Raw genomic sequence first — 14,901 nt, 5'->3', positions numbered from 1 at the left:
AGTTAGGCGTTTTCATGCTCGATTCACTTTTTTCAAATTTTGATGGTTTTTTCTTAAGCTTACTCAAAGGGGCCGTGGTGACCCTTGAACTCTCTCTTCTCTCCTTAGGCATAGGGCTTGTCATTGCCATTGTCTTTGCATTGTTAGAGTTGAGTCGATGGAAAATCATCCGTTATCCTGTCGCCCTCATTGTGAATGTGATTCGAGCGTTGCCTGAATTATTGGTGATTGTGTTTATGGCCTTTGGTGTGCCTTATGCACTCATCATCTATATGGACGATGCACCGGACATCTCAACGTTTTCGTTGGGTGTTGCGGCATTGTCCTTAATTTTTGCCTCTTATGCGTCTCAAACGTTGCGCGGTGCACTGCAAGCGGTGCCGCAATCGCAGTGGGAGTCATGTGAGGTGCTGGGCATTTCTAAAACCAAAGCGTTCATCTCCATCATCATGCCACAAATGTGGCGCCATGCTTTACCCGGGCTTGGCAATCAGTGGTTGGTGTTGCTCAAAGACACCGCGCTGATTTCATGGGTCGGGGTGACCGATTTGATGAAAGCAGGACAAGAGGCAGCCACAGCAACCAATGAATTTTTCTCATGGTTACTTGTCGCGGCCTTTATTTATTTGGGCATCAGTTTAGTGAGCCAACAGATTCAAAAGGGTTTTCAGCTCTTTTTAACACGTCACGAAAGAGCATAGGAAGAGATCATGAAAGAAGATATTTTATTCATCATGGGTGGAATCCCGGTGAGCCTTGGGGTGACGTTTTCAGCGCTGATCATTGGCTTTGTGCTTGCCCTTTTTATGGTGGTGGGATTAATTTATAAAGAGAAGAAAAATCCCCTCGCGTATTTGATCAAAGCTTTGGTGGTGTTTTTAACGGGCACGCCACTCTTTATCCAGATTTTCTTGGTGTATTACGCGCCAAAGCAATTTGCCTTCTTGCGCGGTACTTACTTTGATGATGCATGGTTTTGTGCCGTGTTTGCGTTATCATTGAACTCGGCTGCGTATACTGTGCAACTCTTTCATGGCGCGATTGTCAATATTGCCCCAGGTTTATGGCAAGCAACCGCTGCCTTGGGTTTAAAGCGCTTTCAAGTGCTGAAAATGATGTTGTCTTTAGCCCTTCGCCGCGCATTGCCAAGTTATTCAAATGAAGTGGTGTTGTTGTCAAAAGGTTCAGCCTTAGTGTCCACCATCACCATTATGGACATCATGGGGCGCACGATGGAAGTGACAGGGCGCACGTATGATTACTTAACCTTTTACGCGGTTGCCGGTGCCATTTATTTGGTGATCAATGGTTTACTCATCATTGGCGCAAAATTTGTGGAGCGTAAATTGATGGCATTTGAGGCAGTATGAGCATTCTCAGTGCTTTTGAGGAGGCGCTCTATTATCAAGAAGGTTTGCAACCTTTGACGTTGCAATCCTACTTATCGGATTTAGATAAGTTGCAGTTTTATCTGTTTGATCAAGATTTAACCTTAGAAACCGCCGATGAAGCCACTTTACAAGCCTACATTCAAACGCAGCTTGATAAAAAATTAAGTCCACGCAGCATTGCACGCTTTGTCTCTGCGTTTAAACATTTTTATGATTTTTTGATTGTCTCGAAAGTGCGTGATGACAATCCTGCTCGTCAATTGGTGATTCCAAAATTTACAGCCTCTTTACCAGAATCTTTAAGTGAAGCAGATGTGGAAAAGCTGCTCAACACGCATGATGTGTCCACACCCCTTGGGCTTCGGGATCGGGCGATGATGGAATTATTATACTCATGCGGCCTTCGCGTGACTGAACTCATTGCATTGACCCTTACGCAGGTGAATCTACAAGTGGGCGTCGTGCGTTTGGTGGGTAAGGGCAATAAAGAGCGCTTAGTGCCCATTGGTGAAGAGGGCATTGAGTGGATCAATCAATATTTAAATCATGCTCGCGGCGAGTTGTCGCGCGGGCAATCCACCGATTGGCTATTTTTATCTAATCGGGGCGATAAAATGACGCGCCAAGCCTTTTGGTATGTCATTAAGAAAACTGCGAAAACTGCGGGCATTTCATCGACCATATCTCCGCATACCTTAAGACACGCATTTGCCACCCATTTGGTGAATCATGGGGCAGATTTGCGTGTGGTGCAGTTATTATTGGGGCATTCAAGTTTATCGACCACGCAGATTTATACACACATTGCGAAAGAACGCTTGAAGTCCATTCATCAAGAACATCACCCTCGGGGATGAGAAGGAGTTTTGAATATGAGAAAAATTGCTGTTGCCATGGGTTTATTAGCAGCCACCACCGCGGTGTCATTCGCTAAACCAGATTTATCCCACATCCAAGAAGTGTTAGGCGGCATGAAGGTGGAAAAAGCTGTGCCAAGTGATGTGAAAGGTGTGTATGAGTTGTACATTGAAGATGTGAATTTGCCGTTGTATCTCTCTGCTGATGGTCGTTATTTGATTGAAGGTCAGATCACAGATTTGGTCAATCGTGTCAATTTAACAGAAAATCGCCAAAACACCATTCGTACCAATGCATTAGATAAAATTGATGTCAAAGACATGATTGTGTATCCAGCTAAAGGTGAGAAAAAGAACACCATCACCGTATTTACGGATGTCAATTGCCCGTATTGCAAAAAATTGCACGAAGAGATTCCTAAATACAATGATGCAGGCATTGAAGTGCGTTATTTAGCCTTCCCAGCGATTGCCACAAAAACACGCATGGAAAGTGTGTGGTGCTCAAAAGATCCTAAAGCCACAGTCGATGCAGCGATGCATAAACGCGCCTTTGACACGAATGTTAAATGTACTGGTCAAAGCCCTGTGGAAGCGCAATATCAATTGGGCATGTCTTTTGGCATTACAGGGACGCCCAACATCATTTTAGACAATGGTCAAATGATCGGTGGCTATGTGCCAGCAGCTGAGCTCATTCATTTGATCAACAGCACAGAAAAATAAACACCCATTCAAAAAAGAGGCCAGTTGGCCTCTTTTTTTGTCTGATGAATGTTGAGCATTGATGCCATCATCATTGATTGATGAGATACGCCTTGAGTTGGTTGAGTTCAGGATTTAATGGATCAGCCTTTAAACCTAAATCAGCGTAATCAAGGGCAGAGAAGTAATCTTCACGCGCCCATGCTTTTTTCGCAAGATTAAGATAATGGGTGGCTAAGCGATCAATGCCAGCAAGGGCATCCCCATTGCTCGGTTCTAACTCAAGCGCACGACGATATAAGGATAGGGCAGAATCCGGATAGGGTTCGCTCAAATGACCGCGGCTCATCGCGCCTGCTGCCTGTTTTAAGAGATGGCTGACTTGAGGGTCGGACGTTTCGGTCGTGGTGGGTGCAGTTTCTGCATGGGCCTCAAGCTGTAAACCCGGTAAATTGATGGCTTCAGGGGCATCGTCCTCTTCTGAGGCAGACACTAAGCTCAATGTGGGTAAATCCGGTTGCTGAGCCTGAGCCGCTTCACTGATGAGTTCGATCTCTTCAAGGACAGGTTTTTCCTCATTTTTCGGGCGACGCACCGGCGGATGATACACAAAAGATTCACGCACCTCTTCTGGCAATGCGGGGTTAAAAATAGCTTTGCCCAAGGTGTTTGTTTGATCGACGGCATATTTAGGCGGCCCTTCGTGATGGGTTTCGCTGCCCATCATAAAGTAGGCAAAACCTAAGCAGATCAATAAAAAACAGCCCGTTACAAATAGATTAAAGCCTTGAAACCAACCCCAACCTAATGAAGAACCATGCTTGTGTGCGCTGCGTTTTGTTTGCTTTGCTGCGGCTTTTGCCTGTTCTTCGGTGGATTGTGTCTCGACGCTGACGGATTCAGGATTGCCTTGATCCGGATTTTTGATGTATTTGAATGAAGGTTCCATGCCTAAATTATCCAATGTTGTAACCGATGTTGTCTAATGCTTCAGACAGCTCAAAAAGTGGTAAGCCCATGATGCCAGAGTAGCTGCCCTCTATTTTTTGAATGTAGCGCGCCATGATGCCTTGCACGGCATAACCGCCAGCTTTATCACAAGGTTCGCCGGTTTGCCAATACGCTTCAATGAAATGTTCAGGCAATCGTGCAAACGTCACATGGCTGATGGAGATTTTTTCGATCAATTGATCTTGCCAGCGCAATGCAATGGCAGAAAGCACTTGATGCGTATTGCCAGAGAGCGCTGTCATCATCCGTTCAAAGTCTGCATAATCTTTTGGCTTACCCAAGATCATATCCTCAAAGGTGACGGTGGTATCAGCCGTTAAGATGGGGCATTGTGTGGCATCATGCTGCATTTGAGCAGCCTGTGCTTTATCTCTCGCAATGCGCTGAACATACGCTAAAGGCGCCTCATGGAGGCGCGGCGTTTCGTCAATGGCGGCACTGATCACTTGATAATCAATGCCAATTTGACGGAGAAGCTCTTGTCTTCTCGGAGATTGTGAGGCGAGTAATAACATTAGCTTTTGATGATGGCGTCAATGGCTTGTAGTTTTTCTAACAAGGCAGGGAGTTCAGACAATGGAATGGCATTGGGGCCATCAGATAATGCTTCGGCAGGATTCGGATGGGTTTCCATGAATAAACCGCCAACACCGACTGCCACCGCAGCTTTAGACAATACAGGCACAAATTGACGCTGACCGCCTGAGCTTGCGCCTTGTCCACCGGGTAATTGCACAGAGTGCGTGGCATCAAACACCACAGGGCAACCGGTTTCTTTCATCACTTCTAAAGAGCGCATGTCAGAGACTAAATTGTTATAACCAAACGAAACGCCACGTTCACACACCATGATGTTTTCATTGCCTGTGGCACGCGCTTTTTCCACTACGTGCTTCATGTCCCAAGGTGCTAAAAATTGCCCTTTTTTGATGTTCACAGGTTTCATGGTTTTGGCAACATTTTGGATGAAGTTGGTTTGGCGGCATAAAAATGCAGGTGTTTGCAGTACATCCACAACCGATGCCACTTCTTCAAGTGGCGTGTCTTCATGCACATCTGTCAGTACGGGCACATTTAAGGTGCTGCGTACTTTTTCTAAAATGGCCAAGCCCTTTTCGATGCCAGGGCCGCGGTAGCTGTTCACAGAAGAGCGATTCGCTTTGTCAAAAGAAGATTTATAGATGAATGGAATGTTGAGTTTTTCACACATCTCTTTTAAACGACCTGCCACTTCAAAAGTCATCTCTTCAGATTCGATGACGCAAGTGCCCGCGATTAAAAAGAATGGCGTTTCATTGCTGACGGGTGATTGAAATAGAGGGATGGTAACCATAGTAATTAACCTTCTTGTGCTTGCTTGTGAATGAGTGCTGTCATCAGGAGATCAGCGGTGCCTTGATTACAGGCTAAAGGAATATTATACAGTGTGGACAAGCGAATGAGTGCTTTGACATCCACATCGTGGGGCATCGGGGTTAATGGATCGGTAAAGAAGATCAAAAGACTTAATTCACCGGTGCAAATGAGGGAACCTAATTGCTGATCGCCGCCTAAGGGGCCACTTTTTAAGCGGGTGAGGTTTAAGTCAGGATAAGCATCTAAAATGACTTTGCCCGTTGTGCCTGTGGCATAGAGAGGAAATTGCCTAAAAAAGGGTTCGTATTGCTTAATCCATTCCACCAATTCGAGTTTTTTTTGATCATGGGCCACAAGGCCAATGCCTTTATGCAGCATGTGATTCTCCTTAAATGTCGTCATGATAAGCGCTCAACTGACATCACTTTATCATTGCGGTCAAAGGTGATTTTGACATTTTGTTGTGTCACTTCTTCTCCTGTGGATAAGGAGTGCAAGAAAGTATAGTGCCAAACATTAGGATGATACGGATCGCGCACAAGTGGGGTGCCAAGGATGCGCTGCACTTCTAAGGCAGGCATGCCAGGTTTAATCTGTGCTAGGCGTGTTTCTTCTACTTCGTTGCCTTGGCGAATGTCCGTTTGATGAAGCCCCGGTAAATTTGAACATGCAGAAACTAAGCCTGCCATCAATAATAGACTGCTGATTTGCATCATTCTCTTTTTCATCATCATTTCCATGCAAAATAGTATTGGTAAATATGCGTAATTCTATACTAGAACTGATGTTTATAAAAATAATCTTTAAGATTGGGGAATTTCCTCTATAATTTCGCCATGTTTTTTAAAAATAACTAGGCGACATGACTAGAGAATACTCTTTCATCGACAGCGATGAAGCACTCAAACAGTGGATTGATGACCACGCAGACTTAACAGCAATTGCCGTAGATACAGAGTTTATGCGCTTTCGTACCTATTTCTCTAAATTGTGTCTGATCCAAATGGCAACCCTTGATGAAGCGATCTGCATAGATCCTTTAGCCATCACAGATTTTAAGCCGCTGCTTGATCTTTTTGTGAATCCGAACATCGTTAAAGTGTTCCATTCAGCCGGGCAAGATTTAGAAGCGATTTACAACACATTTGCGCTCATTCCCACGCCAATTTTTGACACGCAAATTGCCGAAACAGTGCTTGGGGCAGATCATTTATTAAGCTATCAAGACACGATTGAGATGCGTTTAAATGTCTTACTAGAAAAAGCCGAAACCCGCACCGATTGGGAAAAGCGCCCACTATCCAAGAGCCAAATTGAATATGCTTATGATGATGTGACATACTTATACGATGTCTATTTATTATTGCGTGATCAGATCGAAACGGCAGAAGAAAAGCGCATGTTTAAAGAGAAAACCGATGCGCTCTATATGGTGGATAAATATGCGCCGAATCCTGAAATGGCATGGATGAAGGTCAAAGGGCGCAAAATGCTCAGAGGCAAGCGTTTACAGCTTTTGAAATTACTGGCGAAAAAACGTGAAGAGATCGCCATTGAGCGTGACATGCCAAAGCGTTGGGTGGTGGGCGATGGCGCATTGATCGACATTGCCAAAGAGTTCAGTCAGCCTTCGATGAAGTCGCTGGTGATTTTCTTTGAAAAAAGCTACATGGCACCCGAGTTTCAACCCGTGATTGACGAATTTATCTCACAACAATAACAAGAGAGGACTTATGCGTTTATTATTAGCTTTATTATTGCCTTGGTTGCAGTTTTTTACGATTGGCCGTCCGTTTTCCGGCATCATCTGTTTGATTCTACAATTGACCCTTGTCGGTTGGATTCCTGCGGCGATTTGGTCTGTGTATGCATTGTCACAATATAAAACGGATCAAAAAATTCAAAATGCCTTAGGACAAAAACGTTACTAATGGTTACAAGTTTGGTATCATGAACCGACTGATAAGTTACTTTTAGTAATTGATCAGATGTCTGATTCAACTATTTGTTTTCATTCACACTGTGAGGAGAAATCATGAAAAAGAATATCGGTTCTGTGGACTCAATCTTACGCATCATTGTGGGCTTATTTGTCTTAAGCCTCATCTTTTGGGGGCCAAAAAGCCTTTGGGGCTTGGTGGGTTTAGTACCATTATTTACGGGCATCTTCCGTTATTGCCCATTGTATCCGGTGCTTGGCATCAATACATGCTGCAAAAAAGATCATTAATGGCTGCATAAAAAATCCCCTCACAATGAGGGGATTTTGCTGTGAGGCTTTAAAAAATTACAAACCAGATTTTAAGCTCGCTTCGATGAAGCCATCAAGGTCACCATCGAGCACGGCTTGCGTGTTGCCCATTTCATAGCCGGTGCGAAGATCTTTAATGCGTGATTGATCTAAAACATATGAGCGGATTTGGCTGCCCCAACCCACATCAGATTTAGAATCCTCAAGTGCATCTGATTTCTCGCGGCGCTTTTGCATCTCAAATTCATACAATTTAGAGCGCAATTGGTTCATGGCCACTTCTTTATTGCGGTGCTGAGAGCGGTCATTTTGGCACTGTACGACAATATTTGTCGGTAAGTGTGTAATGCGCACGGCGGATTCCGTTTTGTTCACGTGCTGCCCACCTGCGCCCGATGCACGGTATACGTCAATGCGTAAGTCGGCAGGATTGATCTCGATCTCTACATTGTCATCAATTTCAGGGGAGATGAACACTGCACAAAACGATGTGTGGCGCTTGTTGTTTGAGTCAAACGGTGATTTACGCACTAGGCGGTGAATGCCTGTTTCTGTGCGCAGCCAACCATAAGCGTGATCGCCTTCAAATTTGATGGTGGCAGATTTTAAGCCCGCCACATCGCCGGGGGATTCTTCTAAAATCTCTGTTTTAAAGCCTTTATCTTCGCCCCAACGTAAATACATGCGCATCACCATTGATGCCCAATCTTGGGCTTCGGTGCCGCCTGCGCCGGCTTGAATGTCTAAGAAGGCATTTGCGCCATCTAATTCACCGGAGAACATGCGGCGAAACTCAAGGGCTTCCACCTCTTTTTCAAATTGTGCCAAATCATCAAGGACGGAGACTAAAGAGTCTTCATCATTTTCCATTTCGCACAGCTCAAGCAAATCTTTTGCATCGGTCAAATGGCTTGTTAAATCGCGGATACCATAGACAATGCCTTCAAGTTGTGAACGCTCTTTACCGAGCTTTTGAGCGTATTCAGGATCATTCCAAATTTCTGGACTTTCAAGTTCCATGAGAACTTCTGTTAAGCGCTCTGACTTTGCATCAAAGTCAAAGATACCCCCTAAGATCATTCAATCTCGTTAAGAGGTCGTCAATTTTTTCGTAGTGTAAATTGAGTTCCATTGTTTTTCCTTTTTGACGGGTGAAAATTTTAAGAGGCACATTATAGCCTTAAAAGGCAGGGGGTTTCTAAAAAATCACAAAGACTTTGCCACTTCGAGTGCTTTGTCATAGTCAGGTTCATTCGTCACTTCTTGCACATACTCAACATGGCGGATGATGTTATTTTGATCAAGCACCACAATGCCGCGTGACAATAAGGCTAAGCCTTCAATCTCAAAGCCGTATTCAATGCCAAAATCATGGGTTTGATAGTCAGACAATAAGTTTTGATGCGTGATGCAGTTTTCATCGGCAAAGCGTTTTTGGGCAAACGGTAAATCCACAGAAATCGTTAACACTGCCACATTGTCCAATGTTTTTGCTTCTTCCTCAAAACGCTTAGTTTGAATGGAGCACACGCCTGTATCAATCGATGGCACCACAGAAATGATCTTAATTTTGCCAGCAAAATCATCTAACGTAACAGGCTGTAAGCCCATATCCACCACGCGAAAATTTTCGCCAGGTTTGCCGACAATCGCTTCTGTACCAAGCAATGTGATGGGGTTGCCTTTCATGGTGATTTGATCTCTTTGTGACATATGACTCTCCTTAAGAAGGGTTTAAAAATGAAACGCTTAAGTCATCATAAAGGAAAAGTGGTGGAAGATGAATGGCATAAATTGCGCACATGAAAAAAGGCAGGGAAACCCTGCCTTTTGCTCGAAAAAGATCGATTAGATGTTTTTTTCGATGAATGCGTCTAATTGAGCTTTTGGTAAAGCGCCAATTTGTTGTGCAACGATTTGACCATTTTTGAAGATCATGAGTGCAGGGATTGAACGGATTTGGAATTTCATTGCCGTGGCTTGGTTTTCCTGTACGTCCAATTTTACCACTTTTAATTTGCCTGCAAATTCAGCGGCCGCAGCTTCAACGTGAGGACCGATCATTTTACAAGGACCACACCAATCTGCCCAAAAATCCACTAAAACAGGCACATCTGACTCTAAAACTTCTGCGTCAAAAGTGGCATCTGTTGCATTTACATAATTACTCATGATAAAACTCCTTAAAATAATTTATAATAGACAATTTCAGTCTGTTATTTACAATTCCGTTGTATTAAAGCGGAAAAAAGGGCAAATAACAAGTAAAGTTTCTATTTAAAGTTTAAACGCTTTTAGTAAAAATTGTTTATACACATTATCTCAAAGGTTAATACACACTATGGCAAAACCAGAATTAAGTAACATGGTATTTAAGGATTTACCGCTCGATGAATCTTTGCAAGAAGCATTAGAAGACAACAATTACGTGCAATGTACACCGATCCAAGCGTTGTCCTTACCATTGTTATTAAACGGTCAAGATGTGGTAGGACAAGCACAAACAGGGACGGGCAAAAGTGCCGCCTTTTTGTTGGCAACCTTAAATAGATTGATGACGGTACCGGTGGCGAAAAATAAACGTGGTCCCTTTGCCATCATCATGGCGCCAACGCGTGAGTTGGCCTTACAAATTTATGAAGATGCTCAGATGTTAGGGCGTTACACTGGTTTACGTTTCAGCTGCATTTATGGTGGCACAGGCTATGAAAAGCAGCGCCATGATCTTGCCACAGATGTTGATGTGGTGATCGGTACGGTGGGTCGCATTTTAGACTTTTACAAGCAAGGCGAACTCAATTTAAAAGAGATTGAAGTGGTGGTGCTTGATGAAGCCGATCGCATGTTTGACTTAGGCTTCATTGCAGACATTCGTTACCTTTTTAGAAAAATGCCGCCTGTGGGTCAGCGTCAAAATATGTTCTTTTCGGCAACTTTCTCTCAGCGCATTTTAGAGTTGGCGTATGAGCACATGAACATGCCAGAGAAAGTGCAAATTGAAGCAGAGCACATCACGGCTGATAAAATCAAACAATATTTAGTGCACATTGGTTCATCGGATAAATTGTCCTTATTGTTTGGCATTTTGCGTAAAGAGCAACCAAAACGCACCATCATCTTTGTGAACACAAAACGCGTGGCAGAAGAGATCTCTAATTATTTAGTGGCCAATGATTATCAAGCGGCTGTGTTGTCCGGTGACATCCCACAAAATAAACGTGAGCGCTTATTAGAATCCTTTAAAGAGGGCAAAGTGTCCATCATGGTGGCCACAGATGTGGCTGCGCGTGGCTTACACATTTCGGATGTGACGCATGTGATCAACTATGATTTACCACAAGATGTGGAAGATTATGTTCACCGCATTGGCCGTACCGCGCGCGCCGGTGAAGAAGGCACCGCGATCAGCTTTGCCTGTGAAGAATATGTGTACTCTTTACCAGACATTGAAGAATACATTGAAATGAAAATTCCGGTGATTCCATTGGAAGATGATTTATTGGTGGTGCCTAAGCGCCCAAGCCGCAATCAAAACCGTTCAAACAGCAACAATAAACCGCGCAGAGAACAAAAACCAAAAACAGAGCGCACTGAAAGAACGGAAAAAGCAGCCAAAACTGTTGAAGAGAAAACAGAAGTGGTGGATGCACCTGTTGAGGTTGCAGCATCTGAAGTGGAAGTCAAAGAAGCCACGGTGACGGTTTCGATGACACAAGATGATTTAAACACAGCCACGCCAACCTTCATCATTGAAGATGCGCCAGTTGTAGATGAAGCATTAGAAGAGATCGCAGAATCTGCCGAAGAGAAAGCGGATCGTAAATTTGATCGCCGTCGCCGCCCACGCAACATGCACACACGCGGTCGTAGCAAATCTTATCAACGTAACAATAAAGCCCCAAGAAATGAGGAGAACCATGAAGCTTAAGTTATTGACCGCCGCATTGGTGGGTCTATGTCTCGCCGCCTGTGCGAATGCCCCGATTCCGGATGATCAAAAAACGCCATACAACGGCACAGGTGAAATCTCCTCTGTGATGGTGCGTGATGATCAGCAACAAGAAGTGAGCGTGTTGATCGAAGGGCAAGGCTACATTGTGGTGATGCTCAAAGAGCCTGCGGATCTCTTCCCAGGTCAAAAAGTGCGCGTCAAACGTCACAGCGGTGGTTATGGTGAGGTTTCGGTGCAATGAAGGTTGAGTTAGATCTGCCGGAACTCTCCCACGATGAGCGCGCACACAGTGCGCGTTTAGCGATTTTGTTGGCAAATAAAATCAAAGCAAAAGGTTCGATGCCATTCAGTGAATATTTTGCTGAATGTTTGTATCATCCTGAACTTGGCTATTACACCGGGCATTTGGAAAAATTTGGACAAAGCGGCGATTTTGTGACCGCACCGATTGTTTCCCCATTTTTTTCTTATGCATTTGCCAATCAAATCGCTGAAATTCTGGCATTGTGTACAGCGCCTATGATTGTGGAAGTTGGGGCAGGTACAGGCGTGATGGCGCGGGATATTTTAACGCGTTTAAAAGCCTTAAATGCACTGCCTGAGCGTTATGGCATCATTGAGATTTCTGACACATTGCGCGCGCGTCAAAAAGCCACCATTGAAGCGATGCATCCTGACTTGATGGATCGTATTGAATGGCTATCTGAACCGCCACAAGTGCCTTGGGAAGGTTGCCTGATTGGCAATGAGATCGTCGATGCATTGCCTGTGGAGCGCTTTGTGATCAAAGGCGGCAAAGCGTACTATGCAGATGTTGGGTATGATGAGCTGAATCAGCAATTCATCACGGTGTCAGAGCGCACGGATGATGTGCTCGATGCATGGATGGCGAAGCTTACAGCCGAAGGCATTGAGTTACCAGAAGGGTATCTCAGTGAGTTTTGCCCAATGCTTTATGATTGGTTTGCGGATTTAACCTGCCATTTAACGAAAGGCGCGGTGCTTTTGGCGGATTATGGTTATGGTCGCCGTCAATATTACGCGCCAGAGCGCGTTGAAGGCACGCTCATTGCCCATGTGAAGCATCGTGTGCACAATGATTGGTCTATATTTCAAGGCGTGCAGGATTTGACGGCCAATGTGGATTTTACGCACTTAGCGGAAGCGGGATTGGCCGCAGGTTTTGAGTTTTTAGGTTACACCACGCAAGCGTATTTTCTTTATGGCAATCAATTAGAAGCGATGCTCATTGAGCAAAAGAATCATTTAGATGATCTGCAATGGTATCAAACTGCCCAAGCGGTTCAGATGCTGGTGATGCCTGAAGAGATGGGCGAGCGTTTTAAGTTTTTAGCCTTAGGTAAAGGGATCGAATTAGAGCCACAAGGCTTTGCATTGCATGATCTCAGTCATCAACTGTAAGGAGAAGTATGGAAATCGAAGTCACCTACATTGCGACATTAGAGGAGTACTACGCAGCCGATGAAGGCTTTCGTGCCGCTTTGAAAAAGGGTTCGGTGGATCTTTATGTGCAAATGGCATTGATCATCATTGCCGTAGCATTTGCCGTCATTGGGCAATATTTTTTAGGCGGTGTCATTGCCATTGTGGCGTTTTTGATTCATCAAGGTTATGTCAAGCGCTGGATTGTGCGCCGTAATTTTAATCACATTGCCAATGCCGGGATTGCAGAAACTTTGGTTTTCTCAGACAATCACATTGTCTACAAATGTGGTCAAGTGGATGAAGTGATTCCGTGGGATGATTATGCAGCGTATTTAGAAACGGAGCAGTTGTTGATGCTGTTTTATGATTCATCGGATCACTATGCCATTGTGCCAAAGCGCACGTTAGATGAAGCATCATTGGGGAACTTACGCGGATTATTATCGCGTAAATTGGCAAATTATGGAGAGTATAATGTTTAACTTTGAAGGTGATTTACGTTTAACCACGCAAGGCGTGCATTTTGGCAATCCTCAGCAGATTCGCCTCTTAAAGGAGATTCATCGCACCGGTTCCATCACACATGCGGCAAAACAAGTGCCGATGAGCTATAAAGCGGCGTGGGATGCGGTCAATACCATGAATAATTTATCGCCAGAGCCTTTGGTGATTCGTGTGACGGGCGGCAAAGGGGGCGGTGGTACGCAATTGACGGCGCGCGGTTTACAGTTGGTGCAACATTTTGACCTCATTCAAGAGGCGCATTCTGCCTTTTTAAAAAGCATGAGTGAATATTCTAAAGATTTACAAGCAGACATCGGTTTATTGCAGCAATTGCGCTTTCAAACGAGCGCGCGTAATCAATTGGTGGGCAAAGTGGTCAAAGTGCACACATTTGGCGTGCATGATGAGATCGAATTTAACATTGGCGCGGATGAATCCCCGCAATTACTCAAAGCTTTCATCACCGATGAAAGCACAAAGTTGTTGGATGTCAAAGTGGGCGGCGAATTCATTTTGCTCATCAAAGCGCCCAATGTAGAATTGGTGTTAGAGGGCAGTGTGCCCGATGCATTGAGCGGCGTTGTGGTGGACAATAAAGTGGAAGCCGATGGCTGCGAGATCACATTGACAGTGGGCAATCAAACCCTCGTGTCTACGATGATGGCAGAGTCGGTGAAAGATTTGACCGAAGGGGATCGCGTTGGTGTGGTGATTGATCCTAAAAACATCATTTTGGTTAAAATTTAATGTAACAGTAACAACACATAAGGTGGCCGTATATGCAACGATGGATACGACTATTCATGATCAGTATGATGGTTTTGATCGTACAGGCTTGTGACAACAACGTGATTCGTTATGAGCCTTTAGGGCAGGATGCTAAAGTATTGGCCTTTGGCGATAGCATCACGTTAGGCTACGGCGTTGGGGCGCAAGAGTCCTACCCTTATGTTTTGTCTGAATTATCCGGCTGGCAAGTGATCAATGCAGGCATCGGTGGGGAGACGGCAGAAACGGCAAATAACCGCATTGACGCTGCGATGGTGCAACATCAGCCGAAATTGGTGTTGATTGAATTAGGCGGCAATGATTTTCTCAATAATGTTGAGGATAGCGCCGTTAAAGAGAATTTGCGCCGCATCATTCGCCGTGTCAAGCGCCACAATGCCATTCCGGTGTTGATCGCCATTCCTGCATTGTCTTCTTCCATGACGGTGATCACAAATATTGAGGATTCACCCATTTATGCTGATCTTGCCCGCGAAGAGGAGATCAACGTGGTGCCGAATGTGTTCAGCATGCTGTTGCGCACGCCGCGTTATAAAAAAGATTTGGTGCACCCAAATGGTGAAGGTTACCGCGTGTTAGGTGAAGCCATTTATCTACAGCTCCACGGTATGGGATTGGTGCATTAAAGGACTCCCAATC

The 14,901-nt window shown here is 44.6% G+C and carries 21 protein-coding genes; 13 read left to right on the top strand and 8 right to left on the bottom strand.

Annotated elements, in window-relative coordinates; all coding sequences use genetic code 11:
* Positions 1 to 14 precede the first annotated feature (14 nt).
* The 4 genes from B143_RS0104135 to B143_RS0104120 are packed head-to-tail and all read left to right on the top strand — an operon-like array spanning position 15 to position 2,974.
* Complete coding sequence (locus B143_RS0104135) at positions 15 to 701, top strand: ABC transporter permease subunit (protein ID WP_008314272.1); 687 nt, start codon at positions 15 to 17, stop codon at positions 699 to 701.
* Between the two features lie 9 nt (positions 702 to 710).
* On the top strand, positions 711 to 1,370 hold the full coding sequence (locus B143_RS0104130; RefSeq protein ID WP_008314274.1) for an ABC transporter permease subunit: 660 nt from the start codon (positions 711 to 713) through the stop codon (positions 1,368 to 1,370).
* Positions 1,367 to 2,248 (top strand): site-specific tyrosine recombinase XerD, encoded by an 882-nt coding sequence (gene xerD / locus B143_RS0104125; protein ID WP_018122322.1) that lies wholly within the window; start codon positions 1,367 to 1,369, stop codon positions 2,246 to 2,248. Before B143_RS0104130 ends, xerD begins: the two co-directional genes overlap by 4 nt.
* Before the next feature lie 15 nt (positions 2,249 to 2,263).
* Positions 2,264 to 2,974 carry a DsbC family protein gene (locus B143_RS0104120; protein ID WP_018122321.1) on the top strand — a complete coding sequence of 237 codons (711 nt, stop codon included), beginning with the start codon at positions 2,264 to 2,266 and terminating at the stop codon, positions 2,972 to 2,974.
* 70 nt (positions 2,975 to 3,044) lie between these two features.
* Here the strand turns inward: B143_RS0104120 and B143_RS0104115 are convergent, their stop codons facing one another.
* Genes B143_RS0104115 through B143_RS0104095 form a run of 5 tightly spaced genes read right to left on the bottom strand, consistent with a single transcriptional unit; the run spans position 3,045 to position 6,048 of the window.
* Entirely contained in the window at positions 3,045 to 3,902 is an 858-nt protein-coding gene (locus tag B143_RS0104115; protein ID WP_018122320.1) for a tetratricopeptide repeat protein, read from the bottom strand.
* A gap of 7 nt (positions 3,903 to 3,909) precedes the next feature.
* The gene (locus B143_RS0104110; RefSeq protein WP_018122319.1) at positions 3,910 to 4,479 is read right to left on the bottom strand and encodes a Maf family protein; all 570 of its coding nucleotides are present in this window, start codon (positions 4,477 to 4,479) and stop codon (positions 3,910 to 3,912) included.
* Complete coding sequence (gene kdsA / locus B143_RS0104105; RefSeq protein WP_008314282.1) at positions 4,479 to 5,297, bottom strand: 3-deoxy-8-phosphooctulonate synthase; 819 nt, start codon at positions 5,295 to 5,297, stop codon at positions 4,479 to 4,481. Before kdsA ends, B143_RS0104110 begins: the two co-directional genes overlap by 1 nt.
* Before the next feature lie 5 nt (positions 5,298 to 5,302).
* The gene (locus B143_RS0104100) at positions 5,303 to 5,698 is read right to left on the bottom strand and encodes a methylglyoxal synthase (RefSeq protein ID WP_008314283.1); all 396 of its coding nucleotides are present in this window, start codon (positions 5,696 to 5,698) and stop codon (positions 5,303 to 5,305) included.
* A 20-nt stretch (positions 5,699 to 5,718) separates the two neighbouring features.
* Positions 5,719 to 6,048: an outer membrane protein assembly factor BamE gene (locus B143_RS0104095; protein ID WP_008314284.1), complete on the bottom strand. Its 330-nt coding sequence runs from the start codon at positions 6,046 to 6,048 to the stop codon at positions 5,719 to 5,721.
* 134 nt (positions 6,049 to 6,182) lie between these two features.
* On the opposite strand from B143_RS0104095, the gene B143_RS0104090 reads away from it, so the two are divergent.
* The 3 genes from B143_RS0104090 to B143_RS0104080 all read left to right on the top strand — a co-directional run bounded on the left by B143_RS0104090 (position 6,183) and on the right by B143_RS0104080 (position 7,550).
* Positions 6,183 to 7,040: a ribonuclease D gene (locus B143_RS0104090; protein WP_018122318.1), complete on the top strand. Its 858-nt coding sequence runs from the start codon at positions 6,183 to 6,185 to the stop codon at positions 7,038 to 7,040.
* 13 nt (positions 7,041 to 7,053) lie between these two features.
* A complete protein-coding gene (locus B143_RS0104085; protein WP_008314286.1) occupies positions 7,054 to 7,251 on the top strand; it encodes a YqaE/Pmp3 family membrane protein in 198 nt (65 codons plus the stop codon).
* A 104-nt stretch (positions 7,252 to 7,355) separates the two neighbouring features.
* Positions 7,356 to 7,550: a YgaP family membrane protein gene (locus B143_RS0104080; protein WP_008314287.1), complete on the top strand. Its 195-nt coding sequence runs from the start codon at positions 7,356 to 7,358 to the stop codon at positions 7,548 to 7,550.
* Between the two features lie 57 nt (positions 7,551 to 7,607).
* On the opposite strand, the gene prfB is transcribed toward B143_RS0104080, so the two are convergent.
* From prfB to trxA, 3 genes are all read right to left on the bottom strand, one after another.
* A protein-coding gene (gene prfB / locus B143_RS0104075) for a peptide chain release factor 2 (RefSeq protein WP_141133755.1) occupies positions 7,608 to 8,703 on the bottom strand; the annotation gives its coding sequence in 2 pieces (ribosomal slippage) (positions 7,608 to 8,630 and positions 8,632 to 8,703; 1,095 coding nt in all).
* 74 nt (positions 8,704 to 8,777) lie between these two features.
* A complete protein-coding gene (gene tpx, locus B143_RS0104070) occupies positions 8,778 to 9,284 on the bottom strand; it encodes a thiol peroxidase (protein WP_008314290.1) in 507 nt (168 codons plus the stop codon).
* A gap of 135 nt (positions 9,285 to 9,419) precedes the next feature.
* On the bottom strand, positions 9,420 to 9,746 hold the full coding sequence (trxA, locus tag B143_RS0104060) for a thioredoxin (protein WP_172635334.1): 327 nt from the start codon (positions 9,744 to 9,746) through the stop codon (positions 9,420 to 9,422).
* 166 nt (positions 9,747 to 9,912) lie between these two features.
* Between trxA and B143_RS0104055 the strand changes: the two genes are divergently transcribed.
* Genes B143_RS0104055 through B143_RS0104030 form a run of 6 tightly spaced genes read left to right on the top strand, consistent with a single transcriptional unit; the run spans position 9,913 to position 14,888 of the window.
* Positions 9,913 to 11,499: a DEAD/DEAH box helicase gene (locus B143_RS0104055; protein WP_008314297.1), complete on the top strand. Its 1,587-nt coding sequence runs from the start codon at positions 9,913 to 9,915 to the stop codon at positions 11,497 to 11,499.
* Positions 11,489 to 11,764 (top strand): hypothetical protein, encoded by a 276-nt coding sequence (locus tag B143_RS0104050; protein ID WP_008314299.1) that lies wholly within the window; start codon positions 11,489 to 11,491, stop codon positions 11,762 to 11,764. The genes B143_RS0104055 and B143_RS0104050 overlap by 11 nt, the downstream gene beginning before the upstream one ends.
* Positions 11,761 to 12,945, top strand: coding sequence for a class I SAM-dependent methyltransferase (locus B143_RS0104045; RefSeq protein WP_018122316.1), 1,185 nt, complete (start codon positions 11,761 to 11,763; stop codon positions 12,943 to 12,945). Before B143_RS0104050 ends, B143_RS0104045 begins: the two co-directional genes overlap by 4 nt.
* Before the next feature lie 8 nt (positions 12,946 to 12,953).
* Positions 12,954 to 13,451, top strand: coding sequence for a YcxB family protein (locus B143_RS0104040; protein ID WP_018122315.1), 498 nt, complete (start codon positions 12,954 to 12,956; stop codon positions 13,449 to 13,451).
* Positions 13,444 to 14,220: a molybdenum-dependent transcriptional regulator gene (locus B143_RS0104035; protein ID WP_018122314.1), complete on the top strand. Its 777-nt coding sequence runs from the start codon at positions 13,444 to 13,446 to the stop codon at positions 14,218 to 14,220. The genes B143_RS0104040 and B143_RS0104035 overlap by 8 nt, the downstream gene beginning before the upstream one ends.
* Positions 14,221 to 14,252: 32 nt before the next feature.
* Positions 14,253 to 14,888, top strand: a complete 636-nt coding sequence (locus tag B143_RS0104030) for a GDSL-type esterase/lipase family protein (RefSeq protein WP_026165698.1) — start codon at positions 14,253 to 14,255, stop codon at positions 14,886 to 14,888.
* Positions 14,889 to 14,901: the final 13 nt, after the last annotated feature.

Origin of the sequence: Wohlfahrtiimonas chitiniclastica DSM 18708, from assembly GCF_000375345.1 — a bacterium.
In the GTDB taxonomy this organism is placed as follows: domain Bacteria; phylum Pseudomonadota; class Gammaproteobacteria; order Cardiobacteriales; family Wohlfahrtiimonadaceae; genus Wohlfahrtiimonas; species Wohlfahrtiimonas chitiniclastica.
The sequence above is the reverse complement of the archived record's forward strand: the minus strand, read 5'-3'. Positions and strand labels throughout refer to the sequence as shown.

Coding starts and splice junctions, on each gene's coding strand:
- B143_RS0104090 (WP_018122318.1), top strand. CDS start 6,183: ATGACTAGAGAATACTCTTTCATCGACAGCGATGAAGCACTCAAACAG.
- xerD (WP_018122322.1), top strand. CDS start 1,367: ATGAGCATTCTCAGTGCTTTTGAGGAGGCGCTCTATTATCAAGAAGGT.
- kdsA (WP_008314282.1), bottom strand. CDS start 5,297: ATGGTTACCATCCCTCTATTTCAATCACCCGTCAGCAATGAAACGCCA.
- B143_RS0104100 (WP_008314283.1), bottom strand. CDS start 5,698: ATGCTGCATAAAGGCATTGGCCTTGTGGCCCATGATCAAAAAAAACTC.
- B143_RS0104120 (WP_018122321.1), top strand. CDS start 2,264: ATGAGAAAAATTGCTGTTGCCATGGGTTTATTAGCAGCCACCACCGCG.
- B143_RS0104130 (WP_008314274.1), top strand. CDS start 711: ATGAAAGAAGATATTTTATTCATCATGGGTGGAATCCCGGTGAGCCTT.
- B143_RS0104080 (WP_008314287.1), top strand. CDS start 7,356: ATGAAAAAGAATATCGGTTCTGTGGACTCAATCTTACGCATCATTGTG.
- B143_RS0104040 (WP_018122315.1), top strand. CDS start 12,954: ATGGAAATCGAAGTCACCTACATTGCGACATTAGAGGAGTACTACGCA.
- B143_RS0104085 (WP_008314286.1), top strand. CDS start 7,054: ATGCGTTTATTATTAGCTTTATTATTGCCTTGGTTGCAGTTTTTTACG.
- B143_RS0104030 (WP_026165698.1), top strand. CDS start 14,253: ATGCAACGATGGATACGACTATTCATGATCAGTATGATGGTTTTGATC.
- B143_RS0104050 (WP_008314299.1), top strand. CDS start 11,489: ATGAAGCTTAAGTTATTGACCGCCGCATTGGTGGGTCTATGTCTCGCC.
- B143_RS0104095 (WP_008314284.1), bottom strand. CDS start 6,048: ATGAAAAAGAGAATGATGCAAATCAGCAGTCTATTATTGATGGCAGGC.
- B143_RS0104110 (WP_018122319.1), bottom strand. CDS start 4,479: ATGTTATTACTCGCCTCACAATCTCCGAGAAGACAAGAGCTTCTCCGT.
- B143_RS0104055 (WP_008314297.1), top strand. CDS start 9,913: ATGGCAAAACCAGAATTAAGTAACATGGTATTTAAGGATTTACCGCTC.
- B143_RS0104045 (WP_018122316.1), top strand. CDS start 11,761: ATGAAGGTTGAGTTAGATCTGCCGGAACTCTCCCACGATGAGCGCGCA.
- tpx (WP_008314290.1), bottom strand. CDS start 9,284: ATGTCACAAAGAGATCAAATCACCATGAAAGGCAACCCCATCACATTG.
- B143_RS0104115 (WP_018122320.1), bottom strand. CDS start 3,902: ATGGAACCTTCATTCAAATACATCAAAAATCCGGATCAAGGCAATCCT.
- B143_RS0104035 (WP_018122314.1), top strand. CDS start 13,444: ATGTTTAACTTTGAAGGTGATTTACGTTTAACCACGCAAGGCGTGCAT.
- B143_RS0104135 (WP_008314272.1), top strand. CDS start 15: ATGCTCGATTCACTTTTTTCAAATTTTGATGGTTTTTTCTTAAGCTTA.